General features: G+C 70.1%; 21 protein-coding genes. 7 read left to right on the top strand and 14 right to left on the bottom strand.

Going from position 1 to position 23465, the window contains the following annotated elements; all coding sequences use genetic code 11:
* Positions 1 to 103: 103 nt before the first annotated feature.
* The 3 genes from FXF65_RS39290 to FXF65_RS39280 are packed head-to-tail and all read left to right on the top strand — an operon-like array spanning position 104 to position 4579.
* The gene (locus tag FXF65_RS39290; RefSeq protein ID WP_148355517.1) at positions 104 to 2686 is read left to right on the top strand and encodes an AAA family ATPase; all 2583 of its coding nucleotides are present in this window, start codon (positions 104 to 106) and stop codon (positions 2684 to 2686) included.
* A gap of 43 nt (positions 2687 to 2729) precedes the next feature.
* Complete coding sequence (locus FXF65_RS39285) at positions 2730 to 3815, top strand: winged helix DNA-binding domain-containing protein (protein ID WP_148355515.1); 1086 nt, start codon at positions 2730 to 2732, stop codon at positions 3813 to 3815.
* A gap of 59 nt (positions 3816 to 3874) precedes the next feature.
* Positions 3875 to 4579, top strand: a complete 705-nt coding sequence (locus FXF65_RS39280; protein WP_148355513.1) for a histidine phosphatase family protein — start codon at positions 3875 to 3877, stop codon at positions 4577 to 4579.
* Here the strand turns inward: FXF65_RS39280 and FXF65_RS39275 are convergent.
* From FXF65_RS39275 to FXF65_RS39230, 10 genes are all read right to left on the bottom strand, one after another.
* Positions 4576 to 5424, bottom strand: a complete 849-nt coding sequence (locus FXF65_RS39275) for a 5-oxoprolinase subunit C family protein (RefSeq protein ID WP_148355512.1) — start codon at positions 5422 to 5424, stop codon at positions 4576 to 4578. The genes FXF65_RS39280 and FXF65_RS39275 overlap by 4 nt on opposite strands.
* Positions 5421 to 6035: a 5-oxoprolinase subunit PxpB gene (gene pxpB, locus FXF65_RS39270; protein WP_148355511.1), complete on the bottom strand. Its 615-nt coding sequence runs from the start codon at positions 6033 to 6035 to the stop codon at positions 5421 to 5423. The genes FXF65_RS39275 and pxpB overlap by 4 nt, the downstream gene beginning before the upstream one ends.
* Complete coding sequence (locus tag FXF65_RS39265; RefSeq protein WP_148355510.1) at positions 6032 to 6784, bottom strand: LamB/YcsF family protein; 753 nt, start codon at positions 6782 to 6784, stop codon at positions 6032 to 6034. The genes pxpB and FXF65_RS39265 overlap by 4 nt, the downstream gene beginning before the upstream one ends.
* A 29-nt stretch (positions 6785 to 6813) precedes the next feature.
* Entirely contained in the window at positions 6814 to 7182 is a 369-nt protein-coding gene (locus FXF65_RS39260; RefSeq protein ID WP_148355508.1) for a hypothetical protein, read from the bottom strand.
* Positions 7179 to 8921: a TY-Chap domain-containing protein gene (locus FXF65_RS45655; RefSeq protein WP_148355506.1), complete on the bottom strand. Its 1743-nt coding sequence runs from the start codon at positions 8919 to 8921 to the stop codon at positions 7179 to 7181. Before FXF65_RS45655 ends, FXF65_RS39260 begins: the two co-directional genes overlap by 4 nt.
* A 78-nt stretch (positions 8922 to 8999) precedes the next feature.
* Positions 9000 to 10571 (bottom strand): TY-Chap domain-containing protein, encoded by a 1572-nt coding sequence (locus FXF65_RS44945; protein ID WP_222868985.1) that lies wholly within the window; start codon positions 10569 to 10571, stop codon positions 9000 to 9002.
* 103 nt (positions 10572 to 10674) lie between these two features.
* Entirely contained in the window at positions 10675 to 12213 is a 1539-nt protein-coding gene (locus tag FXF65_RS39245; RefSeq protein WP_148355505.1) for a hypothetical protein, read from the bottom strand.
* Positions 12214 to 12403: 190 nt separating this feature from the next.
* Complete coding sequence (locus FXF65_RS39240; protein WP_148355503.1) at positions 12404 to 12652, bottom strand: hypothetical protein; 249 nt, start codon at positions 12650 to 12652, stop codon at positions 12404 to 12406.
* A 60-nt stretch (positions 12653 to 12712) separates the two neighbouring features.
* The gene (locus FXF65_RS39235) at positions 12713 to 13480 is read right to left on the bottom strand and encodes a cytochrome b/b6 domain-containing protein (protein ID WP_281289000.1); all 768 of its coding nucleotides are present in this window, start codon (positions 13478 to 13480) and stop codon (positions 12713 to 12715) included.
* Positions 13467 to 14171, bottom strand: a complete 705-nt coding sequence (locus FXF65_RS39230; protein WP_222868983.1) for a molybdopterin-dependent oxidoreductase — start codon at positions 14169 to 14171, stop codon at positions 13467 to 13469. The genes FXF65_RS39235 and FXF65_RS39230 overlap by 14 nt, the downstream gene beginning before the upstream one ends.
* Before the next feature lie 94 nt (positions 14172 to 14265).
* Between FXF65_RS39230 and FXF65_RS39225 the strand changes: the two genes are divergently transcribed.
* The 3 genes from FXF65_RS39225 (at position 14266) to FXF65_RS39215 (ending at position 19307) form a co-directional block, all read left to right on the top strand.
* A complete protein-coding gene (locus tag FXF65_RS39225) occupies positions 14266 to 14847 on the top strand; it encodes an HhH-GPD-type base excision DNA repair protein (RefSeq protein ID WP_148355499.1) in 582 nt (193 codons plus the stop codon).
* A gap of 363 nt (positions 14848 to 15210) precedes the next feature.
* The gene (locus FXF65_RS39220; RefSeq protein ID WP_148355497.1) at positions 15211 to 17376 is read left to right on the top strand and encodes a SpoIIE family protein phosphatase; all 2166 of its coding nucleotides are present in this window, start codon (positions 15211 to 15213) and stop codon (positions 17374 to 17376) included.
* A gap of 254 nt (positions 17377 to 17630) precedes the next feature.
* Positions 17631 to 19307 (top strand): RNA polymerase sigma factor, encoded by a 1677-nt coding sequence (locus FXF65_RS39215; RefSeq protein ID WP_148355495.1) that lies wholly within the window; start codon positions 17631 to 17633, stop codon positions 19305 to 19307.
* A gap of 67 nt (positions 19308 to 19374) precedes the next feature.
* Here FXF65_RS39215 and FXF65_RS39210 read toward each other — a convergent pair whose 3' ends face one another.
* On the bottom strand, positions 19375 to 20115 hold the full coding sequence (locus FXF65_RS39210) for a YaaA family protein (RefSeq protein WP_148355493.1): 741 nt from the start codon (positions 20113 to 20115) through the stop codon (positions 19375 to 19377).
* 23 nt (positions 20116 to 20138) lie between these two features.
* On the opposite strand from FXF65_RS39210, the gene FXF65_RS39205 reads away from it, so the two are divergent.
* Positions 20139 to 20870 carry a GNAT family N-acetyltransferase gene (locus FXF65_RS39205; protein WP_148355492.1) on the top strand — a complete coding sequence of 244 codons (732 nt, stop codon included), beginning with the start codon at positions 20139 to 20141 and terminating at the stop codon, positions 20868 to 20870.
* Between the two features lie 106 nt (positions 20871 to 20976).
* Here FXF65_RS39205 and FXF65_RS45650 read toward each other — a convergent pair whose 3' ends face one another.
* From FXF65_RS45650 to FXF65_RS39190, 3 genes are all read right to left on the bottom strand, one after another.
* Positions 20977 to 21207, bottom strand: coding sequence for a DUF7455 domain-containing protein (locus tag FXF65_RS45650; protein WP_148355490.1), 231 nt, complete (start codon positions 21205 to 21207; stop codon positions 20977 to 20979).
* A gap of 134 nt (positions 21208 to 21341) precedes the next feature.
* A complete protein-coding gene (locus FXF65_RS39195; RefSeq protein ID WP_222868982.1) occupies positions 21342 to 22409 on the bottom strand; it encodes an ABC transporter permease in 1068 nt (355 codons plus the stop codon).
* A complete protein-coding gene (locus FXF65_RS39190; protein ID WP_148355488.1) occupies positions 22406 to 23308 on the bottom strand; it encodes an ABC transporter ATP-binding protein in 903 nt (300 codons plus the stop codon). Before FXF65_RS39190 ends, FXF65_RS39195 begins: the two co-directional genes overlap by 4 nt.
* Positions 23309 to 23465: the final 157 nt, after the last annotated feature.

Here is a 23465-nt window from a genome sequence, read left to right as displayed (position 1 = left end):
GGATCGGCGTTTCCCCGTACCGCAGCAGTTCGGCGGGCGTGACACCAAGGAACCGGGCGCGGGGAGTCCCGTTCCGGGCGGTCCTGCGCTTTACTCGCTTCTGATGGCTCTGTTCGGCAGGTCCCGCTCCCGCCCGGCGAAGGACGCCGCGGCACGGGATCTTTTCGAGCGCCTTCGTTGGCGCTATTTCCAGATCACCCCGGGCGTCCGTTTCCTGGCCGGGGTGCTGCTCGTCGCGCTCACGGTGTCGGGCGCGATCCTGCTCGACGGCCCGATCCTCGCCACGCCGGCGTTCGCGGTGGTCCTGCTCGTCGTCGTCCACCTGACCCTGCGCTCGCCCACGGGAATGGCACTCGTCACCGTGGTCGTCGCCTGGCTCGCGGTGTCGATCCCTCTGGGCGGGCTCTACTCGGGTGAAGACCACCCGGCGTATCTGCGTCCCGATCTGCTCCTGGCCTTGCTCGCCCTACCGGTGGCGTTCATCGCGTTCCGACTGCGGGGGTACACGCCATGGCGCACCGCACTCGTCGCGCTGGGCGCGGCAGGGGCGGCCACGGCCGCACTGGCGCATCTGCTGCCGCGGGCGAGCGCGGCACCGGCATGGGCGGCGGCCCTCGCCGTCCTCGTCTACCGGTGGGACCGGGCGCGCCGCACGGTGCCCGCTGAGGCGTACGAGACCGGCTGGGTGCAGGAACAGGCCGGACCCAAGGGGGACGCGAGCGTGGGACCGCGAAAGCACCCGTCAGGCAACGACAAACGGGATCGGTCTGAGAAGACCGACCGGCCGGGGCGTTCCGGCAAGCCCGACCGGCGGAACTCCGACGAGGACGACGCAGGCGTCGCCGCGGCCGTGCCCGCGGGCCATGGACAGCGCGCCGCCGCGCAGGCGGCCGAGGCCGCCGCTCCGGAGCGCACCGCCACAGGGGAGACCCGCAAAGAGAAGACTCCGGAGATCTCCGTGGCGGAGGCGCTCGCCGAACTCGAGGCGATGATCGGGCTCGAACCGGTCAAGCGCCAGGTCCGCTCGATCGCCGCGTCCATCGAGGCGGCGCATATGCGGGCCGCCGCCGGGGTGCCCACGGAGAAGCCGATGCGGCACTTCGTGTTCGTTGGGCCGTCCGGCACGGGCAAGACCACCGTGGCCCGCGTACTCGCCAAAATCTTCTACGCCTTCGGGCTGCTGCCTGAGCCGGCGTTGGTCGAGGCCCACCGCGCGGACCTCGTCGGTGAGTTCCTTGGGGCCACGGCCCTGAAGACCAACCGGCTCGTCGACTCCGCTCTGGGCGGGGTGCTGTTCATCGACGAGGCGTACAGCCTCGCCAACTCCGCCGAAGGGCAGCCCGACCGGTTCGGTGACGAGGCCGTGCAGACCCTGCTCAAACGCGCCGAGGACGACCGCGACAACCTCGTCATCATCCTGGCGGGATACGACGCGCAGATGGCCGAGTTCCTCGACTCCAATCCCGGTCTGGCGTCGCGGTTCGGCACGCGCGTGCATTTCCCGTCGTACCGCCCGTCCGAACTGCTGCAGATCGCCGACTACCACACCGGGCTGCGGGAGGACCGGCTCGACGCGGAGGCCCGGCAGAGGCTCGCGGAACGCTTCGAGGAGGTCGAACGACGCGGCATCGTCGACGAGTTGGGCAACGGACGGTTCGTCCGGTCGCTGACCGAGGCGGCGGCGCGCGCGCGGGACGTGCGGGTGGTCGACGCCGTGTCCGCGTCCGGCGAGCCCGCGCGGCCCAGCGCCGACGACCTGGTCACCCTGCGCGCCGCCGACGTCGAGGCCGCGTTCGCCGAGGTCACCGAGCGGTACCGGGGCTACGCCGAGACCCCGACGCTGGACGAGGCGCTCGGCTCGCTCACCGCGATGATCGGGCTCGAACCGGTGAAACGGCAGGTCAGGGAGATCGCCGCGCAGCTCCAGGTCGCCCGGATGCGGCAGGAGCAGGGCCTCGTGACCCGCCCGCCGACCCGGCACTTCGTGTTCACCGGACCGCCCGGCACCGGGAAGACGACCGTCGCCCGCGTGCTCGGACGCATCTTCGCCGCGTCCGGGCTGCTCGCCCGCCCCGAGGTGGTCGAGGCACAGCGCGCCGACCTCGTCGGTGAGCATCTGGGTGCGACAGCCCTCAAGACGAACAAAATCATCGACTCCGCCCTAGGCGGTGTCCTTTTCGTGGACGAGGCGTACTCGCTGAGCAATCCGGGCTACTCCGGTGGGGACGCCTTCGGCGCCGAAGCGGTGCAGACCCTCCTCAAGCGAGCCGAGGACGACCGCGACCGGCTCGTCGTCGTCCTCGCCGGTTACGAGGACGACATGCACCGGTTCCTGTCGTCCAACCCTGGGCTTGCGTCACGGTTCGACGTCCGTGTCGACTTCCCCTCCTACGGGCCTGACGAACTGCTCCGCATCGCACAGCTCATCGCCGAAGAGGGTGGCGACCACTGGGAAGAGCGTGCCTTGGACGACCTCGCTCTCGTGTTCCAGCGCGTCTGCGGTGCGGGACGCATCGACGAGTTGGGCAACGGACGCTTCGCTCGCTCCCTGTACGAGAAGGCGTGTGCGTGCAGGGCGCTGCGTGCCGCCGGTCTGGGCGACGCCGCCACGACCGATGACCTGACCGTCCTCACCGCCGACGACGTACGCGACGCCTTCGCCGACCTCGCCCACCGCCTGGCGTGACCTCCGGCGCGTTCTGTCCGGGGCGTGCGCTGTAATCGAGGGCATGACCTCGGTGACATGGGCGCAGGTGCTGGCCTGGCGGATGCGGCGGCAGTTCATTGAATGCCCCGAGGACGCGACGGCGGTGCGGATGGCGCGGCGCTTGGCCGGAGTCCAGGCGCAGGTCGCGTCCGCCGCGGAGTTCGCCGTGGCGGTACGGCGAACGACCCGCGAGCCGGGGGCCGTGGCACGGGCGCTGACCGGCGAACGCACCCTCGTCAAGACGTGGGCGATGCGCGGAACCCTGCACGTGCTCCCAGTCGAAGAGGCCGCCGCCTACCTCGCCCTGTGCGCCACCGCCCGCCCCTGGGAGAAGGCGAGCTGGCAGAGGACCTTCGGGGCGACCCCGGCCGATCTGGAGGAGATCGCGGCGGCCGCCACCGGCGCGCTGTCGGGCGGAGCGGCACTCACCCGCGAGGAACTCACCAAGGCGGTGGTCGACGAAACCGGGTCGCAGCATCTCGCCGATGTACTCGGGTCGGGCTGGGGAACGCTGCTCAAGCCGCTCGCCTGGTGGGGTGTGCTCTGTTACGGGCCTCCGCAGGGCACGCGCGTGACGTTCACCTCGCCGCGACACTTTCTGCCCGGCTGGACGGACCTCCCCTCGGTGGAGGACGCCGCCCGCACGGTCGTCCATGCGTTCGTCGGCGCGCACGGGCCCGCCACCCCTGACATGTTCGACAACTGGCTGATGCGCAAGACGAGCCGCAAGAAGGACGTCAAGGAATGGTTCGCCGCAGCCCAGGACGGCCTCAGCACTGTCGATGTGGACGGCGTGCAGATGAACGTCCTGGAAGAACACCGTGACGAACTCTTGGCGACCGAGCCGAGCACGTCTGTGCGGCTGCTCGGCGCGTTCGACCAGTACGTCCTCGGGGCCGGGACAGGGGCGACCTATCTGGTGCCCGCCGAACGTCGCAAGGAGGTCAGCCGGGCCGCGGGGTGGATCTCACCCGTCGTCCTGTACGAGGGGCGGGTGGCTGGCGTCTGGGAGGCCAAGGACGGTGACATCGCCGTGACCACGTTCGAGGACGTCCCCGCCGCACCGCTCAAGGAGGAGGTCGCCCGAATGAGTTCTCTGCTGGCCTGATCGGGTTCGCGCCAGGGCGCGCGAAGCGAACCGAAAACGCTCGTCTAGCGTGACCGACCATGGATGAGCGGGAGACGCGGGATGATCCGGTCGAGTACCGGCAGGAGCGCTACAAGCCACCGGACGGCGCGGCCGAGATCCTGCTGGTCCGGCATGGCGCGTCCGAGCCCGCCCGCCCGGACCGCCCGTTCCCGCTCGTGGACGGCCAGGGCGATCCCGCGCTTGCACCGGAAGGACGTAACCAGGCCGAACGTGTCGGCGACCGGCTGGCAGAGGAGCACCTCGACGCCGTCTACGTGACGCCCCTGCGCCGCACCGCGCAGACCGCCGCGCCCTTGGCACGCCGACTCGGGTTGGAGCCGCGCGTCGAACGCGGGCTGCGCGAGGTGTATCTCGGGGAATGGGAGGGCGGCCTGTTCCGCAAGAAGGTCGCCGAGAACGATCCGGTGGCACAGCGGATGTTCGCCGAAGAGCGCTGGGACGTCATTCCCGGCGCCGAATCCAACGAGGCGTTCGTCGCGCGGATAGACGAAGCCCTCACTCGCTTGGCAGAGGCTCACGCGGGTGGACGCATTGCCGTGTTCACCCACGGCGGAGTGATCGGGCAGGCGCTCGCGTCCGCGACCGGGGCGAGGCCGTTCGCCTTCATGACGCCCGACAACGGTTCCGTTTCGCGGCTGGTGAGGCTCGGTGGCCTGTCATCGATTCGGGGCTTCAACGACGTGTCGCATCTGGAGAGGTCCGCACCGGCCCCCTTGACCTAAGTACGGAAACGGAGGTGCTGGCCGGGACGCAACTGCGCGGCGTCGTTGACGGCTGACGACTCCAGTACGGCCACCACGGGGTAGCCACCGGTCGTCGGATGGTCGGCCAAGAAGATGATGGGCAGCCCGTTGGGCGGCACCTGGAGCGACCCGGTGACCATGCCCTCGCTGCCGAGTTCCCCGTCACGGGCACGGGTGAGCGCTGGACCGTTCAAACGGACGCCTACGCGGTTGCTGTCCGGCGACACCTCATATGACGCGGACGTGAGCGTGGCCATCGCGTCCTCGGTGAACCAGTCGTCGCGCGGTCCGGGCAGGATGCGCAGTACCGGTGTCTCGGCCAGAGGCGGTGTGGGGGCGAAGTCCACGGCGATGTCCACGAGCCCAGCAGAAGAACCCAGCGCGAGGCGGTCGCCTGAGGAGAGTGGTGCGGGCCCAAGGCCGGACAGCAGGTCGGTCGAACGGCTCCCAAGTACCTGCTCTGCCTCGACCCCACCGCGCACAGCGAGATAACTGCGCAGCCCAGACGAAGGCGTACCGAACTCGACCAGTGCACCCTCCGGAACATGGCAGGGCGCGTTCGTCCCGCATTCCCGTCCGTTGACGCACAGTGGCACAGGAGCGCCCGTGACCGCGATCCAAGCGTGCTCGTGGAAACGCAACGCGGCCCCACCGAAAGTGAACTCCACGCCTGCCGCGCCCTCGGGATTGCCGACCAGCCGGTTGGCCAAACGGAGCCCGCGCTCGTCCGCGGCCCCCGAGCGCGGGACGCCGAGATGAGCGTGCCCCGGCCTGCCCAGATCCTGGACGGTCGCCAGCGGCCCGGGTCGTACGACCTCGATCACGAGCGCTCCTCGGGAACGAACCGCACGCGCGTCCCTGGACGCAGCAGCGAGGGCGGGTCGCGCGTCTCGTCCCACAGCCGCAGGCCCGTCCGGCCGAGCAGCCTCCAGCCGCCCGGCGACCGGGACGGATAAACGGCCGCGTACGGACCGGCGATCGCCACCGAGCCGACCGGGACCGACGTCCGCGGCGACGCACGCCGCGCCACATGCAACACGGGGTCGAGCCCGGTCAGGTAGGCGAAACCGGGAGAGAAACCCAGGTAGGCCACCGTGTAGAAGGCGGCGGAGTGCCGCCGGACGACCTCGTCGCTGGACAACCCGGTCAGCCGGGCGACCTCGTCCAGGTCCTCCCCGTCGTAGACGACCGGCACCTCCACCGGGTCAGCGTCGTCCGCCGCGTCCGCAGGCAAACGCAGTTGCGGAAGCCGCGCGGCGAGCCGGTCCAGATCGGCGGACGTGTCCGCCATGACCAGGACCGTCCGCTCACCGGGGACGACGTCCACCACGCCAGGGAGACCTTCGTCGCGGAGGGCCGCGTTGAGGCGGAGCGCGGTAGCGAGGTCCTCGGTCTCCACGAGCAGGGCCGCGTCACCGGCACGGAGCACTCTCACGCGAACGACTCCAGCGTGACGCCCGCCCCGGACAGGGCCGACCGCACCGACCGCGCCAACTCCACCGCGCCTGGAGTGTCGCCGTGCACGCACATGGAGCGCGCCTTCAGCGCGACCTCACCGCCGTCTACCGCGACGACCGTTCCGTCCAAGGCCATCCTGACCGCACGCTGGACGACGGCGTCCGGGTCGTGGATGACCGCTCCCGGTTCACGGCGGGACACCAGCGCACCGGACGGCGTGTAAGCCCGGTCGGCGAAACACTCGGCGACCACGGTGAGCTCGTCGACCACGTCATGCACCGCCGAGCCGGGAAGCGTCAGCAGAGGCAGCGAGGGGTCGTACGCACGCACGGCGTCTGCCACCGCCTTGGCTTGCACCGCGTCACGGACCACCCGGTTGTAGAGCGCCCCATGCGGCTTGACGTAGGCGACCCGTCCGCCCTCTGTTCGGGCGATGCCGTCCAGGGCGGCGATCTGGTACAGGATCTCGGCGGTCAGCTCGGCTGGGGCGACGTCCATCTCCCGCCGTCCGAACCCCGCCAGATCCCGGTACGACACCTGGGCGCCGATCGTCACGCCGCGTTCCACGGACGCCGCGCACACCCGCCGCATGATGAGCGGATCGCCCGCGTGGAACCCGCACGCCACGTTCGCGCTCGTGACGACGTCGAGCAGCGCGAGGTCGTCGCCCAGTTCCCAGACGCCGAACCCCTCACCGAGGTCGGCGTTGATGTCCATGATCGCCATGCCCAAGACCTACCACCGAATCCCGGGACTCAGACGGACTCCTCGCGCACGTCCTCGACCTCGTGCCTGGACGCCCACGCCTGGTACACGCCCCGGTCGAACAGTTCCAGGCCGAGCCCCTCGGCCACCGGCGCCTCGCCGCCGCTGTACTCCACGCGCAACCAGCCCTCGTGTTCGCCGAGCACCACGAACGGCTCGCCCCGCCAGGTGCAGTGCGTCAGGACGTACCGGAAGTGCCCCACCTCCGACCGCGGCACCACCTGGACCCACCTGTCCGGCGCTGCCTGACGGAAGCCGTCGACCGGCTGGGAGGTGTAGAGCCGCACGCAGTCGCCGTCCGGGCTGGCTTCGTACTCGGCTCCGTGCCAGGCCGCGTAGAAACCGTGCCGGACGCTCATCCCCGTCCTCCGGGAAGCCGCACGAGCCACCGGCGGAAGTCGGCGTCGTAGGACGCCACCAGGGCCTCGGGACCGTTCGCGACGATCCGGTACAGCTCGGCCCCGTGCGGCAGGCGCTGACTCTCGATTCTGAACTCGGGAATGGCGGGACCGTCCCCAGGCGCACGTTCCGACTCACCCGACGGACGCCGGAACAACGGCGGCTTCACCGCGGGCCAGCGGATCGCGAAGACCTCTTCGTCCGTGGGCGCGAACGGCGACCCCTCGTACAGCAGTCCGAGGCCGTGGATCATCGAGGCCGGGGTCGTCATCTCAGCGACGTCCTGGAGCCGGTGCACATAACCGGCGACGAGGTCGTAGCCGCCCTCCAGGTAGTGCTGCACATGCTCTGGTCGCACCACCTTCTGCATGACCACGACCCGAGCCGTGCCTTCCACAGACATTTGCTCCCTAGGGAACGGGACTGTCTGCTGTCTCGTAACAGAGGCTTTCTCCTGGCCCCCTCCAGGCGCGGGTGCGACCGGTGTCCGCTGCGGACCGGCCGGCCTGTCCGCGACGACGTCGTGAGCGGTGACACTCGGCCCGTGCTCAAGCGTCGGGGTCACCGGCAACCCCTGCGGGTCGCTCGGCGTCTCGCGCGGCGAGGGCGGCGGGACCAGCGGGGCGGGCGGACGTGTGGGCGTCTGTGAGGCGGCCGGGACGGCGGAGGGTGGGCGAGGTTCGGCCCGCGCGGGAGCAGGGCTCTCCGGCTGACTGGGGGCCTTCCGCGCGGCGGCGCGGCGCTCGCGGGCCGGCTCGGCGCCGCCGGTTCGGCCGCGCGAAGGGGACCGGACCGATGCGCCCGCGACATGGACGTCCGTCGGGATGGGCGGCGTCGGCGCGGCCGCCGTGCGCGGCTCCTCGGGCTCGAAGAGCGCCTTGGCGTCCAGGAAGGACGCGCTGGGAAGGCCCGGGTTGATCGCGAGCTGCCACTCCGGGCGCGGCCACCGCCGGGCCAGCTCCGACAGCGACGCCTCCCGGTGGTGCACCGCCTGGCCCTGCAAGGAGCGGTCCATCGCCTCGGGTGAGGTGAACGCCAGCACGAACGTCCCGTCGCCGAACTGGGCCGTGGCGAACTGGTGCCCGCCCGCGCCGGGGTCGCCGGGTGCGGGCAGGTACAGGACGGCCCGCGCCAGCAGTTCGAGGTAGCCGCTCTGGTCACCGCGTTCCCGGGCCTCGGTGAGCGCGCTCTCCAACGCGGACCCGGACGGACGCGCGGGCCGTGCGGGGGGACGTCCGCCCCCCTCCGGAACGGCGGGCCGGATCCCCAGCCCGGGGAGCGGCAGAGGGCCGCCTTCCGGTCCCGACCGGCTGGCCTGGTAGACGAGACCGAGCGGCGACTCGATCCCGTAGGCGTCGCGGAACGCGCCCACCATCTGCCCGGCGAGCAGCGCGCACGTCTCGAGATGTTCGGCGGCGGCACGGCCGCTGCGCTCGCGCAGGGGAAACTGGCGCCACCAGTTCCTGCGTTCCTCGTCGTCCGGGGGTTCCCAGCCGAGCGCCCTGAGCCGCCGTTCCTGGCCCGGGGCCAGCGGCCTGGGCAGGAAAGCACTGCTGACGGCCTCCGCGTCGAACAACCCCTCGGCCCGCATCGCCTGGACGTACGGCAGCCCACTCGTCCCCTGGACGATGACGAACGAAGTGACCGGCAGGCGTGAGAGCTCCAATGTCAGCCGCTGGGCGAAGTCGTTCCAGTCCACTCGGATCCACTCTCACGTATGTGGGGGCGGGAATGCCTTACTCGACGGTAGCCCAATCGGCGACGCGCGAGCGGCGCCTCACTCGGATCGCGGAGCGGGAACCGCGTCGGCCCTCACCGGAGTCCACGCGCCACCGATGGCGTCGTACACCGCCAGCGGGGTCTCGTCGCCCTCACCGGCCGAGTGCCAGAGGCGCGTGCCATGCGGCGGCCGCAGTGGAACACCGGTCGGCTCCTGGGCGACCCTCGGCCTGTTCGTGGGCGCACCCAGAGGAGCGGGCTCCGGTTCGGAGGACACCTGCTCTACGGGTACGGGCTCGGGCGCCACGCGCTCAACGGGCCGGGTCTCAGGTATCGAAGGCATGGCAGGCACATTCGGCACGGACGCGCCAGACCCACCCGATGCGCCAGACCCACCCGACGTGCCAGGGCCAGACGCATCCGGCTCCGACGTCCCGGAATCCAGCGCGGCGTGTAGGTCGGCCGCAGAGTACGGATCGATCGCCGTATGGGAATCGTCGTGCGTCTCAGGACCGTGTCCAGCGTGACTCGCCGCGGAACCGTTCAGGGCGCTGCTGGGACGCTTGGGCTCACCGGCGACGGGGTTCGGCCCGGCGAGCGCGGTCGGATCGACCGTCCCGTACGGATTCGCGCCGCCTTGCACAGGCGGAGGCGTCGCACGCGGGTCTCCGTGCAGTTCTCCGTGCAACCGGTCGATGACGGACGAGTCCAGAAGGACCTCGCTGGGCAGCCCCCAGTTGATGGCCAGCCGCCAGGTGGGGTCGGGCCACCCGGACGCGAGTTGGGCGAACGACGTCCGCCGGTAGAGGCCGGGACGCCGCTCGCCCGTGCGCGCCAAGGCGCCAGGTGAGGTGAACACCGTGACGTAGGTACTGCTGCCGATGCTGATGGTGGGGAACTCGGCACGGTCGGGGTCTTCCACCGCGCTCGCGCTTGCGGGGAGCACCAGATCGGCGTTGGCCAGCAACCTGAAGTACGTGGTGTTGTCACCGTTCGCCTTGGCCTCGGCCAGACGAGGCTCTAGCAATTCGGCGTTCACACGGGAGGTGCCCTCAAGCGGCATGGACGTCCCTGTGGGCGGCGTGCCGACGGGTGGGGGAGTCGGTCCCGCGAGTGCGTCGGCCGCGGCCGGAGGGCCCGACGACGACGCGCGGCGCTTGTTCACGCGCGACGGGTCGGCCACGTCGATACCGAAATCGGTCAGCTCGATGAGCCCCGTGCCGTGCCGGTGGAACGACTCGTACACGAGGTCGGACGGCCGCCGGACGCCCTGGACGTCCCGCAGGGCGGTGACCATCACGCCGGCCAGCCGCGAGAAGTCGCCCTCGGTCACGGACCGCATCCCGCCGGGCGTGCCGAAATCGGGCAGCTCCGTCCACCAGTTGCGCGGGGTGGGGTCGGACGGCGGACGCCAGCCCGCCTCGCTCATGACCTCCTCGTCGGCGAGGGTGAGCAGGAGCGGGCCTTCGAGGAAGTTGTTGCTGACGGCCTCGGCGTAGAGCCGGTCCGGTTCCCGCATGGCCTGCACGTAGTGTCGGCTCTCGTCGCGCTCCCGCACGATGAGGATCGTGTCCCGTTCGAGCCCCGCCAGCTCGCGTCCCAGCCGCCAGGCGAACTCGGACCACTCCAACAAGATCACTCCCTACGGCCAGGGGGCGGGGCCCCCGGGCCCCGCGAGACCATGCCCGAGACCCGATGATTACCGCCGGGGACGCCGCGCGCAAACCGGGAGTTCACTCCGGCGGGGGTTCGTGACGAAGCACACGCAGCGCCTGTCTGAGGGCCTCCGGCTCGTCCCCGTTACGGTCGAGCACATCGATGAGTTTGTGCAGGATCTCGTGTCGTTCGTAGCCGACGTCGAGGAGTGAGCGGGCGGTCTCCCATAGCTGCGGGGGCTCGCCGTCCCAGAGCCGCTCGGTCAGGCGTTCGTGCGCGACGATGTGCTCCTCGTCCGCGCCCGGATGCTCGAACTCCAGGATGGCGCGCCGGTCATCGGGGTCGGCCGGGTCCAGGGTGGACAGGTTGATGAATCCGTGCCGTCCCGACCGCCTGTGGGTGCCGGACAGGAAGGGCAGCGCGAACGCCCTGCGCGGAAGCGCCTCCAGATCACCGTCCGGCAGCAGCCGGTCGACCAGCTCACGGTCGAGACCGAAAGCGGCCGGGTCGCGGTAGGCCTCGGCGAACTTCGCGGTGGCGTCCCACAGGGCGTCCAAGGTCGCCCTGATCCCCTCCTCGGGCAATCCGGTGCGCTTGCCCGCCCACCTCACCCAGGCGGCGAGGACGTGGGGCACGGCCTCCTGTTCGGACGGGGACAGCAGAACCTTCCGCGGCAGCCAGTCGAGCAGGAACATCTCGCACTTGATGGGACTGACCCGAAGCGGCCTTCCGAAATCGTGCGCGCAGCCGTAGTCGATGATGCGGTCGACGCACCGGCTGGCCGCCGAGAGGTCGGAGAGGCCGTCCGCCTCGTCCGAGGCGAGGAACCGGGCCGCGATCGTGGCCCGCCTGTCACGCCCGTGCACCGGTGCCTGGGGGAGACGTCCACCCGGGGGCAGGATGTCCACGCGCGCGCGAACGAAGGCGTGGTACGAGCCGAAGTTCTCGTTCACGGGCGGGTCGTCGGTGTCGTCGGTGAGGTCCAGCGCGCTCTGCAACAGCGCCTTCGCATCGCGCGGGTCGTACTCCTCGAACCGCATCAGCGGGTTCTCGCGTCCCTCGCGGCGGCAGTGGTCGAGAAGGGTGTCGACCCTGGACGAGACCCACGCGTCCCTGACCATCCCGACCGACGGCGTCCTTCCGGGACGCGCGGCGGGCACGAACGGAAAGCCCGCCGGCTGAATGGGCCCGCCCTTGTTGCGGTCGACGAGGATGACCAAGGCGTGCCTTTCCGCGCCCCCATAGGTGTAGGTGCAGACGATGGAGTCCTGGTCGCCGTAGACGTCCCTGGACACGTAGCACTCCTCGGGGGCGACCATTCCCACGCGGTCGGCCCATCCCGGTCTGGCGACGCCGTTCTCCATCAGTTCGAGTGCCGCGCCCTCCGCCTTCGCGGCCTGCCGCGGGGTGCCCATGTAGGCCATCCCTATGAGCAGTGCCAGCGCGGCGGGGGTGCCCGCGGTCCGTGCGTAGTCGACCAGGGGTTCGCCGATGACCTCTTCGACGTCGCCGTCCGGTACGCGTCGCCCCCACCAGGAACCGAGGATCTCGCTGATGACGAGCTCGGCGTCCAGGGGGCTGCGCAGGGCGAGCAGTTCGCGGGCATGCAGCAGCATTCCGTCGAATATCGCCGAGACCTCGTCGGGGGGTGGGGGACGGTCCCGGCCCGGTTCCCCGGAGGGGCGGTGGCGGTGGCGGGGACTCACCCTTCTAGCCTCTCAGATCGGCCGTGCGCGATGTCCAGGACACGTCCGAAGACAGGGGGCACCGGGCGGTAGGGGGCCGCCGGGCGGCCGCTCCGTCCGCTCAGCCGTCCACGCCGGTCGCGGGGCTCCGGCCGGACGGCGGCTCGGACTTCAGTATCCCGGTGAGGTGCTCCCGGGCCATCCGCTCCACCCTCGCGGGAGTGGCCTCGAGACCCAGATGGGTCATGCACGCCTGCACGTCGGCCACGCATCGATGCACCGTGCCCGACGGAAAGGACGTGAACTCGTCGCAGAGCCGTCGCGCGAGCGCCTCACGGGTCACGCTGCGGTGATCGGCCAGTGCATGCATGAGCGCACACCTCCGCGCACGGGGTTCCGATGTCCCATTCCAGCGCGTTTGCGGGGAGAGTCAAGACGTTCCGGGCCGACGTTTCGCAAATTCTGAGTCATCTTCGGCGGAGGACTTGTCCATCTCCGCGTCCACATCATTGACCTGGGAGTTATCCCCATCCGGTGATGTGGGGACAGTGTCGTGCGACCGCTGCGAGGCGTCCGCCCAGCCCGCGTGGTGCCGTGCGGCCCAGTCGGGGTCGACGCGCCCGGTGAGCATTCCCTGGAGCGCACCCCGGTCCCGGAGCGCCTCCCAAAGGTGCCCTGCGGTCACCGCCACGATGACGAGGAAGAGCCAGTCGTGGACGAACGTCGAACCCGTCCGCCACCGGTCGCTCCAAGGATCGGGGAACGTCATGATCTCGCCGGTGCCGAGCATCAGCAGGATCGCGCCCGCGACGAAGGCCGCGTTCAGTTTCTGACCCGCGTTGAACTTGCCCACGGGCAGCACTCCGCGTCCACCGCGGACGGCCCGGCGGTCGCGGCGCCTGAGCCACTCCCAGTCGTGCGGAGCGAATCTGTTCAACCGGCGGAGGTCGGCCCTGAACGCCCGAGAAATCAGACCAAGGATGATCGGAACGGGCAACGCGAACCCACACCAGACATGAACGGTCTTGAGCGTCTCCCGATGACCCACCAGCGTCGACAACGCCGGGAGGTACAGGCACGCGGCGGTCGCAATGCAGATCAGCATCAGCGACCCGGTCACGTGGTGGATCGCACGTTCGGCGCGGGTGAACCGCAGCAACCATGTCCGCGCGGGCGGCGCAGCGTCATGTTGGTGCATCATCGCGCCCGTTCGACCGTCCCACCCAGGCGTCCACGTCGTATCCGAGGTTCTCCCAGTAGCCAGGCTTGACCCGATCTGTCAGCTCGATGCCGCCGAGCCATTTCAGCGACTTGTAGCCGTACATGGGCGCCACGTAGAGGCGGGTCGGCCCGCCGTGATCGTGCGTGACCGGCTTGCCGTCCATCTGCGTCGCCACAAGGACATCGCGCCTGCGTGCTTGGCTCAACGTCAGCGACTCGGTGTAGACGCCGTCGAACGACGTGAACCGCACCGCCTGGGCCTGGGGCGACACTCCGACCGCGTCCAGGAGGTCGGGCAGGGCGACACCCACCCAGCGGACGTCCGGGACACGCCATCCCGTCACGCACTGGAAATCCTTGTCGAGCACCGTCTGGGGGAACCCCGCCAGATCGGCCATTCCGAAAGACCGAGGCTTGTCGACGAGGCCACTAACGGTCACGCGGTGGGTGGCGACACTGTGCCGCTTCACACTCCCCGTGACCGAGTAGTAGCGGAAACCACCCGCCGCCGGGAGGACGTCCCCGATCGACCCCGCCGGCGCCAGGGCGCGGCTCACTTTGTCTTGGAGCGATGCCCCCACGGCGACCCCCGCGACGCCGAGGCCGAGCATCCCGAGCACGACCCGCCGTCCGACGGGGCTGCCTTCCGCCCGTTCGTCCTCGTTCACGTCCCCATTCGAGCACCGCGGCGCTGGTCGCGCCAGGTTCCGAGGGTTCCCGTAAGACTTCTGACAGATCCGGGGCCGGCTCTAAGCTGGGCGCATGGCCACGAAGGTACAACTCGCCCAGCGTCCCGAGGCCGATGAGCTGCTCGGACGCAGCCCGCTGGCCGCGCTGGTGGGCATGCTGCTCGACCAGCAGGTCCCGATGGAGTGGGCGTTCACCGGGCCCTACACCATCGCCCAGCGGCTCGGTTCCGACGACCTGGACGCGCACGAGATCGCCGCCTACGACCCCGAGCGGTTCGCGGCGCTCCTGTCGGAGAAGCCCGCCGTCCACCGGTACCCCGGTTCCATGGCCAAACGGGTGCAGCAACTGTGCCAGTACCTTGTGGAGAACTACGACGGGGACGCCGAGCGGGTGTGGAAGGGCGCCGACAGCGGCAAAGAGCTGTTCAAGCGCCTCAACGGCCTCCCCGGGTACGGCAAGCAGAAGGCGCAGATCTTCGTCGCCCTCCTGGGCAAGCAGTTCGGCGTCCAGCCCGACGGCTGGCGTGAGGCCGCGGGCGCCTACGGGGAGCAAGGCTCTCACCGTTCGGTCGCAGACATCACCGGGCCCGAGTCGCTCGCGAAGGTCCGCGCCTTCAAGCAGGAGATGAAGTCCGCGGCCAAGAACGCCCGCTAGCCGTCCTCGTCGACTCGTCCCGCGATCGTGCCCGCACATGCGCCCTCGCGTGCGCGGACGCGCCGAACCCGCCGAGTTGACGCCCTGTGACGCCCGATCGCCGTAACATCTCCTACTCGCCGTCCTCGCGGACCGCCTCCCCATGTCCACGGCGACGGTGCCCGAATCCGACCGTGTTCGCTTGGTGTCGAAGTGACGATGATGTTCATCAGGGCTTCCGTCCACGGCGAACCATCGGGATGATGAATACCTGACTCCGACCGGTGTTGTGATGGAGGCGGGAGCGCTAGCCTGCTCCCATTCACTCATAGTGATGAAAACTTGCCGCGCGGTACGGGACCCTCTGGGGCGGAGGTGTTGTCCATGAGCACCGAGACGTCCGTTCCGCATCCCCGCGTCTCAGGGGTGGAGGGCCAGCCCATGGATGCGTCCGACGCCGCGCTGTACGCGACCCTGCTGACCGAGGCGCCCGCCGGGCTCGCCTTCTTCGACCGCGAACTGCGCTGCCGCAGGGCGAACGACGCCCTCGCGGCGCTACTGCGCGTGTCCGTCCGGGACCTGCAGAAGCGCAGACCCGGCGAGGTGCTGCCGGAGGCGCTCGCGACGGCCTTCGAGTCGGCCCTGCGCAAGGTCATCGCCGAGAACCGCCCGCTCAGCGACCTCGACCTCGTCGTCCCGTCCGGCGGGCCCGTCGCGCCGGCCGCCGCGCCCGCGCCGCCGGTCCCCACGGCGTCGCCCGACGCGCCGGGCGTGTCCACGGCGACCGAGGAGCGGATCCTCGCCTGCACCTGGCTGCCCGCCAAGGGCGGCGACGGCGAGCACGTCGGCGTCGTCCTGACCGCGCTGGACGTGACCGAGCGGCGCAGGGCCGAGGAGGTCATCCGCCGCAAGGAGCAGCGCTACCGCTCGCTCGTCGAGGCCAGCGCCCAGGTGGTCTGGGTCGCGGCGCCCGGCGGCGGCGTGATCGACGACGCGCCGGAGTGGCGGGCGATCACCGGCCAGACGCCGGACGACTACGCGGTCGGCGGCTGGCTCTCGGTGGTGCACCCCGAGGACCGTCCCCGCATCGAGGCCGTCTGGACCGAGTGCGTCGACGAGAACCGGGTCTTCGAGACCAACTACCGGGTCCGCACCAAGAGCGGCACCTACCGGCACTTCGACGTCCGGGCCGTGCCCATCTGGGAGGGCGACGCCGTCATCGAGTGGGTCGGCGCCAACACCGACGTCACCGGGCAGCGCGAGGCCGAGGAGATGCGCGGTCGGCTGACGGAGCAGCTCTCCGCGGCGGCGCTGCGGACGGCGCGCCTCCAGCAGGCCACCTCGATGCTCGCCGAGGCGCTGACCGTGTCCCAGGTCGTCCAGGTCATCACCGAGGTCGGACGGTCCGCCATCGGCGCCGACTACTCCGCCGTGGCGCTCCTGGACGACGACAAGCTCCGCCTCAGCATCGTCGGCCAGCCCGGCGCCGAGGGCGAGGCTGGGCTCGCCTCCCGCGACGAGATCAAGGTCAGCGACCAGACCGTGATGTCGGTGGCGGTGCGCGAGAGCCGTCCGTTCCTGGCCGAGCACCCTGACAGCCTGCGCCTGCAACTCGGTCACGGCGAGCGGGACTTGTTCGCCCAGCACACGGAGGAACGTGCCTGGGTGGGTCTTCCGCTCCTCGCGGCCGGTGCGCCCATAGGCGCGCTTCGTTTCTCGTTCACCCGCCCTAGGGAGATCACCGAGGAGGAGCGGGTCTTCCTTGAGGCGCTCGCCGGGCAGTGCGCCCTGGCCGTCGAACGAGCCCTCCTGTTCGAACGCGAGCACAAGACCGCGGAAGAGCTCCAGCGCAGCCTCCTGCCCAGCGACCTCCCTCAGCTGCCCGGAATGGTGCTCGCCGCCCGGTACAACCCCGCCACCCGCCACGTCCAGGTGGGCGGCGACTGGTACGACGTGTTCCGGCTTCCCGACGACCGGCTCGCCGTGGCCGTCGGCGACGTCATGGGCAAGGGCGTCCTGGCGGCGGCCGGAATGGGACGTGTCCGCAACGCCCTGCGCGCCCTCGCCCTGAACGATCCGCGTCCCGCCGCCGTCCTCGCGGGCCTCGACCGCCTGTTCAGCGCGACCGAGGACGAAGAGCAGTTCACCACCGTCGCCTACGTGGTCATCGACCCCGAGACCGGCCACGGTGAGTTCAGCAACGCGGGCCATCCGCCGCCCCTCCTGATCTCTCCGGACTCGCCCGCGCGGGTCAGCACACGTGAGCCCGGGACTCCCCTCGGCTGGCCGAGCCAGCGACAGCAGACAAGTTTTTCCATCGAGACCGGCAACACTGTGGTGTTCTATTCCGATGGACTTGTGGAGAACCGTAGGCGTGGGGTGGACGCCGGGCTGGAGGAGCTTGTCGCCGTGGCCGCGGACGCCCCACCTGAAGTGGTAGGAGATCCCGAAAGACTCGTCGACTTCCTGGTCGATCGGATGCTTGCCGGGTATGAGCAGGTAGACGATGTGACCGTGCTTGCCCTGCACGTCCCGCCCAAGTCCGGGTGACGCCCGCCGGCAACGGCCGAAGAACGGCGTCGCACGTACGAAGGACCGTCCCGCGCCCTCTAAGGTGGAGAGTTACCGGGTAGGACCTCCAAGGCGGAATGCGCAGCAGTGCCAGAATGCTTGACCCAGAGAGAGCGGGTACGCTGCGGTCCCGCACCGGGAGGTTCGTTCCGTGTGTGGTCCCACCCAGTGTGAGGCCGGGCCCGTCAGGGCACTTGGGTCAGCCAAGCCACACGTTCGTTCGAGAGGTATTTGTGTCGCCTGCTAGCTCGACCTCGAAAGCGTCAGATCTGCACGATCACGTCATCGCGCAACTGATCGAGCGTGGACGGTCCCAGGGCAATCGCCTCGAAGCCGACGACGTACGACGTACGTTCGAGGAGGCCGACATCCCCGTGTCTGCGGCCTCCAGCATTCTGCGGAGCCTCAGCAAGGAGGGTGTGACCGTCATGGTGAGCGCTGCCGACTCCGCGGCGCCTAAGCGTTCGCGCAAACGCGCGACGCCGCCGGCGCGCAGGCCCAGGACTGCCGCCGCGGCCAAGGAGCAGCCCGACACGGTGACCGCGGTCGTCGGTGACGACGCGGCCGCCGAGGATGTCGTGGCCGAGCCGCGTCCCGCCGCCGTCAAGCCCGCCGCGCCGAAGAAGGCCGCGCCCGCCAAGGGCGCCGCCAAGTCCAAGAAGGCCGCCGCGAAGAAGCGCGCGGCCACCGCCGCCAAGCCGGCCCCGACCAAGCCCGCCGCCGACTCCAAGTCGGCCGACGACCCCGAGGTCGAGGACGACGTCGAGGTCGATCTCGACGCCGACCTCGCCGATCTCGACGACGTCGAGCTCGTCGAGGACGACGCCGCCGAGACCGACGACGCCGCCGAGACCGAGGAGGAGGAGCCCGCGCCCGCCCCCGCGGCGAAGGAGGCCGCGCCGGGCAAGCCGACCGGCGGTTCGCCGTCCGAGGAGGAGGGCTTCACCCTCGGCGACGACGACGAGGACGCGCCCGCGCAGCAGATCGCCGCCGCCGGCGCGACCGCCGACCCGGTCAAGGACTACCTGAAGCAGATCGGCAAGGTCCCCCTGCTCAACGCCGAGCAGGAGGTGGAGCTCGCCAAGCGGATCGAGGCCGGGCTGTTCGCCGAGGAGCGCCTCGCCGTCGCCGCGGCCGCCATGTCCGAGGAGGACCTCGAAGACTTCGAGTGGATCGCCGAGGACGGCCGCCGCGCCAAGAACCACCTGCTGGAGGCCAACCTCCGGCTGGTGGTGTCGCTGGCCAAGCGCTACACGGGGCGCGGCATGCTGTTCCTGGACCTGATCCAGGAGGGCAACCTCGGTCTGATCCGCGCCGTCGAGAAGTTCGACTACACCAAGGGCTACAAGTTCTCCACGTACGCCACCTGGTGGATCCGGCAGGCGATCACCCGCGCGATGGCCGACCAGGCCCGCACCATCCGCATCCCGGTGCACATGGTCGAGGTCATCAACAAGCTGGCCCGCGTGCAGCGCCAGATGCTCCAGGACCTGGGCCGCGAGCCCACCCCGGAGGAGCTGGCCAAGGAACTCGACATGACCCCTGAGAAGGTCGTCGAGGTCCAGAAGTACGGCCGTGAGCCCATCTCGCTCCACACCCCGCTGGGCGAGGACGGCGACAGCGAGTTCGGCGACCTCATCGAGGACTCCGAGGCCATCGTCCCGGCGGACGCGGTCAGCTTCACCCTGCTGCAGGAGCAGTTGCACTCCGTCCTGGACACGCTCAGCGAGCGCGAGGCGGGCGTGGTGTCGATGCGGTTCGGCCTCACCGACGGCCAGCCGAAGACCCTGGACGAGATCGGCAAGGTGTACGGGGTGACCCGGGAGCGCATCCGGCAGATCGAGTCCAAGACGATGTCGAAGCTGCGTCACCCGTCGCGGTCCCAGGTGCTGCGCGACTACCTCGACTGATCAGAACGCGAACGCAGGGCCCCTTCTACGGAAAGGGGCCCTGTTTCGTTTCAGGAGCTGTGGTTCGTCAGTCGTGCAGGACGATGTCCAGGTTCGCGCCGTTGAGCTCCGCGGTGTGCCCCAGCCCGGCGACGGTCTTGAGGAGCTCCTCCGGGGTCCGGGGCGAGGCGCCCGCCTTCAGCAGGTCGTGCGCGATCCGCCCGCGGGTCGCCTTGGCCATGTGGCTGACCACGGTCCGCTTGGGCACGCCGCCGACGAGCCGCTCCCGGAACACGCGCACCGCCACGGCCGGGCCGGGCGCCTTCCACGCGGCCGCGTACGGCCCGGAGCGCATGTCGACGACCAGGTCGTCGTCCAGGCGCAGGGCCTTGCTTATGGGCGGGCGCCAGAGCGTCCCCAGACGGCCGGCAGGGGGCAGCGAGACCGCCATGGCGAGCCGGTAGGGCGGGACGCGGTCCGTGAGCCGCAGAGCGCCCCACAGCCCCGAGAAGACGATGATCTGCCCGGCGGCGTCGGCGTCCAGGTCGGCGAGCCTCAGGTTGTCGTAGAGGACGCCCGTGTAGAGCCGCGCGGCGGGCAGGGTCGGCGCCTCCCGCAGGGCGAGGTTGCGGGCCAGGGCCTCGTCCGCCTGGCCGGGCGGGAGGGCGAGCACCTCAGCCGCGTTCTTCCGCCTGCTCGCCCGCACCAGGGCCTTCAGGACGCGCTCGCGCACCGGATTGAGGCCGGGGAAGCTGAGCGAGCCCAGGTCGAGGGGCGGACCGTCCCCGTCGCTAGCCTTCTTCTCCGACGGCGGCAGCAGGATGTGCACGATCCCCCCGAAAGCGGTGGTTGATGGAGCGGTTCCCAGAGGTCGGACGGCTGGTCGCCGAGGCGTGGCCCGCGCCGTCGACCAAGGATATGGGCGGCTGGCTGCTCCGGCATGCGGCAGGTGTCACCAAGCGGGCCAACTCCGTCCTGCCTCTAAGCGACCCAGGGGACGTGGGGCACGCCGTAGATCAGGCGGAGCGCTTCTACAAGAAGCTGGGCCTGCCGACCGTGTTCTCGATCGACGCCCAGGCGAAGCCCGCGGAACTCGACGGGTTCCTGGAGGCGCGCGGTTACGATCTGGTGGATCCGACGCTCGCCATGGTGGCCGCTCTGCCGGACGTTCCCGAAGGGGACGGTGTACGGATCGCCGACATACCGTCCAGGGAATGGCTGGACCTCTGGTGGTCCGTGGACGGCCGCTACGGTCACGAGCTCCCGATGGCGGAACGAATCCTCACCGGCGTGCGGGCGGGCTATGCGTCCCTGGGCGGCCTCGCCGTCGGACGTGGCGTCCCCCAGGGAGAGTGGCTCGGCGTGTACGCGATGGCCGTCTCACCAGAAGCGCGCAGGCGCGGCCTGGGACGGCGCGTACTGCGGGCCCTCCTCGCCTGGGGACGGGAGCAGGGATGCGAACGCGCGTACCTGGTCGTCGTCGAACGGAACGCTCCGGCGGTCGCCATGTACGAGGCGGAGGGCTTCGAGCGGGCCGGGATCTACCACTATCGCGTGAAGAATGACACCGTCGAGTCACGATAGGTGATTGACTAATTACTCTTTGAAGTCGTGCGTTCCGGCTCAGGGAATGCGAACGGCGGCCATCGTTTCCGGTGGCCGCCGTTCATCAGGCCCTGTCTATGGGGAACTACCGCTCCTCGACCGGGGCGGAGGCCGGGGTTTCGATGAGTCGGTCGGTCTCGTCCTGGATGTCGGCCCCGTTGGCGCGGAGAGCCTCTGCGTACTTGCGCCCGTGGTGGGCACAGAACAGAAGGTCGCCGCCGCCTACAAGGACTGCACGGACGTAGGCCTGGGCACCGCAGCGGTCGCAGCGGTCTGCGACAGACAACGGCTTGGTTGGGGCAAGGGCTCCAGTCACGGCACCTTCCTCATGCTCGGGGTCGGTACTTAGGACAACATCTAACCCGACGCTGACGTTCCCAACCTGGTTCTTCGTACGCCCACAGCAGAATGGCCCAATTAGTGACTGACGTCACAGCGGGCGACATCGCCTCAAGCGGCGTCCCATCGGAACAAACGCATGGCTATCAGGGTGCCTACCACCGCGACACCCAGCAGAACGCCGATTTGCGGCAGCGCGGACATCGGCCCTAGGCCGCGTCCCATCACGTTCAGCATCCCGTCGTTCAGGTAGCGCAGGGGGAAGATGTACGACAGACCCTTCAGCCAGGTTGGTGCATCGTCCAGTGGGAAGAACGAACCGCCCAGGAACGCCATCGGCAGGACGACCAACTGCGTCACCGCCTGAGCCGTCTCCTGCGTCTTGGCCCACGCGCCGATCAGCATGCCGATCGCCAGGAAGGCCAGCACCCCGGACAGGACCATCGGGATCGCCATCCACCACGACCCGCCGAGCTGCAACCCGAACATGGGCAACTGGGCCACGAGCACGAACAACGCGAACTGCACGAGCGCCACGGCCAGGCTGACCGCGACACGCGCCGCGAACACGGTCGGTATCGGGGCGGGGGAGAGCTGGAGTCGGCGCAGGATGCCCTTCGTCCGCCAGGTCACCAGCGTCTGGGAGGCGCCGAAGACTCCCGCCGACGCCAGGGCCCACCCCAGCAGGCTGGGCGTGAAGAACTGGATGGCCTTGAGCGAGTCGTCCTCGACCTGCTGGTTGGTCACCTTGTACGCGGGCGGCTTGCCGGTGGCGGCGAGGTTGGCCGACTGGACGAGCGAGTCCATCAGACCGCGCACGGTCCCCGACTTGACCTGGTCGGCGGCCGAGTAGTGGACGACGAGCTCCGGTCCGTGCTGCTCGATGACGGCGTCCGCGTCGCCCTTCTCCACCTTGCGCAGGGCGTCGGCACGGTCGGACGTCTTGGTCACCTTCATGACCTTGGCCAGGTCGCCGTGGGCGACGGCCTGGTCCAGGACGACCGACGGGCCGACCTCCAGCACCTTGACCTTCGACGTGGTCTGGTGGCCGAAGATGCCTCCGAACACGACCAGGAACATGAGCGGGAACAGCACCGTGAAGAACAGCGCCGTCCGGTCCCTGCGGAAGCCCAGGAACATGGCCCGGGAAAGGCTCTTGAAACTCTCGAACGTGCTCACGCCCTGTACTCCCGTCCGGTGAGCTCCAGGAAGACGTCCTCCAGAGTCGCCCCGTGGATCTGGACGCCGTCCAGGGCGTCCTTCGCGGCCATCGCGGCGATGACCGCCGAGGGGTCGCGGGTGGTGATGATGAGCGAGACGCCGTCGTCGGCGACGTCGTCCGCGCCGGGCAGGAGCCGCGCGTCCTCCACCGCGAGGACGCCGGTGGCCACGCTGATCCGCGCGGGCGCGTCCAGGCCGCGTACCAGCGTCGCGGGCGGGCCCAGTTGGAGGATCTGGCCCGCGTCCATGATGGCGACGCGGTCGCAGAGGCTCTCCGCCTCGTCCATGTAGTGCGTGGTGAGGACGATCGTGCGTCCCTCTGTGTTGATCTCCCGGAGGACGTCCCACAGGTTGCGTCGTGCCTGCGGGTCCAGTGCGGCGGTCGGCTCGTCCAGGAACAGGAGCTCCGGATCGTGCACGAGCGCGCACGCTATGGACAGGCGCTGCGCCTGCCCGCCCGACAGCTTCTCCACCCGGACGTCGGCCTTGTCGCCGAGCCCCACCAGGTCGAGCATCGCGTCCGCCTTCTTGGAGGCGACGCCGTAAAGGGAGCCGAACGTCCGCAGTTGTTCGCGCGCGGTGAGCCGCTCGAAGAAGGACGACGCCTGCAACTGGACGCCGATCCGGGGGAGCAGCTTGGAGTTCCGCGGCCATGGGGACAGGCCCAGCACGGACACGTCCCCCTCGTCGGCCTCCCGCAACCCCTCGATGATCTCCAGGGTCGTGGTCTTGCCCGCGCCGTTCGGGCCGAGGATGCCGAAGAACTCGCCCTCCTCGACCCCGAACGTCACCCCGTCCACGGCCCGGACGTCCCCGTAACGCTTGCGGAGGCCCGTGACCTCGATCGTTTGAGCCATGCGGAGGACGATAGGGAAGCCGCGTCTCACCGCACACCCACCTAAAGGTGGACGTTCGGGTCTAGATGCTGGAGCGCGGTAGCCTGGCGAGTCGACCGGGACCGCCGCGCCGGACGTGCCGGAACGTCCGCGGCGGCGAGCCTTTCGGAGGATTGTC

It is taken from the genome of Actinomadura syzygii (assembly GCF_008085905.1).
GTDB classification, from domain to species: domain Bacteria; phylum Actinomycetota; class Actinomycetes; order Streptosporangiales; family Streptosporangiaceae; genus Spirillospora; species Spirillospora syzygii.
This window is presented reverse-complemented; position numbering and strand designations above follow the sequence as displayed.

Bases quoted from the DNA above. Each gene is read 5' to 3' on its own strand.
- FXF65_RS39290 (WP_148355517.1), top strand. From the start codon at position 104: ATGGCTCTGTTCGGCAGGTCCCGCTCCCGCCCGGCGAAGGACGCCGCG.
- FXF65_RS39285 (WP_148355515.1), top strand. From the start codon at position 2,730: ATGACCTCGGTGACATGGGCGCAGGTGCTGGCCTGGCGGATGCGGCGG.
- FXF65_RS39280 (WP_148355513.1), top strand. From the start codon at position 3,875: ATGGATGAGCGGGAGACGCGGGATGATCCGGTCGAGTACCGGCAGGAG.
- FXF65_RS39265 (WP_148355510.1), bottom strand. From the start codon at position 6,784: ATGGCGATCATGGACATCAACGCCGACCTCGGTGAGGGGTTCGGCGTC.
- FXF65_RS39260 (WP_148355508.1), bottom strand. From the start codon at position 7,182: ATGAGCGTCCGGCACGGTTTCTACGCGGCCTGGCACGGAGCCGAGTAC.
- FXF65_RS39245 (WP_148355505.1), bottom strand. From the start codon at position 12,213: ATGCTGCTGCATGCCCGCGAACTGCTCGCCCTGCGCAGCCCCCTGGAC.
- FXF65_RS39240 (WP_148355503.1), bottom strand. From the start codon at position 12,652: ATGCATGCACTGGCCGATCACCGCAGCGTGACCCGTGAGGCGCTCGCG.
- FXF65_RS39235 (WP_281289000.1), bottom strand. From the start codon at position 13,480: ATGCACCAACATGACGCTGCGCCGCCCGCGCGGACATGGTTGCTGCGG.
- FXF65_RS39225 (WP_148355499.1), top strand. From the start codon at position 14,266: ATGGCCACGAAGGTACAACTCGCCCAGCGTCCCGAGGCCGATGAGCTG.
- FXF65_RS39220 (WP_148355497.1), top strand. From the start codon at position 15,211: ATGAGCACCGAGACGTCCGTTCCGCATCCCCGCGTCTCAGGGGTGGAG.
- FXF65_RS39205 (WP_148355492.1), top strand. From the start codon at position 20,139: ATGGAGCGGTTCCCAGAGGTCGGACGGCTGGTCGCCGAGGCGTGGCCC.
- FXF65_RS39190 (WP_148355488.1), bottom strand. From the start codon at position 23,308: ATGGCTCAAACGATCGAGGTCACGGGCCTCCGCAAGCGTTACGGGGAC.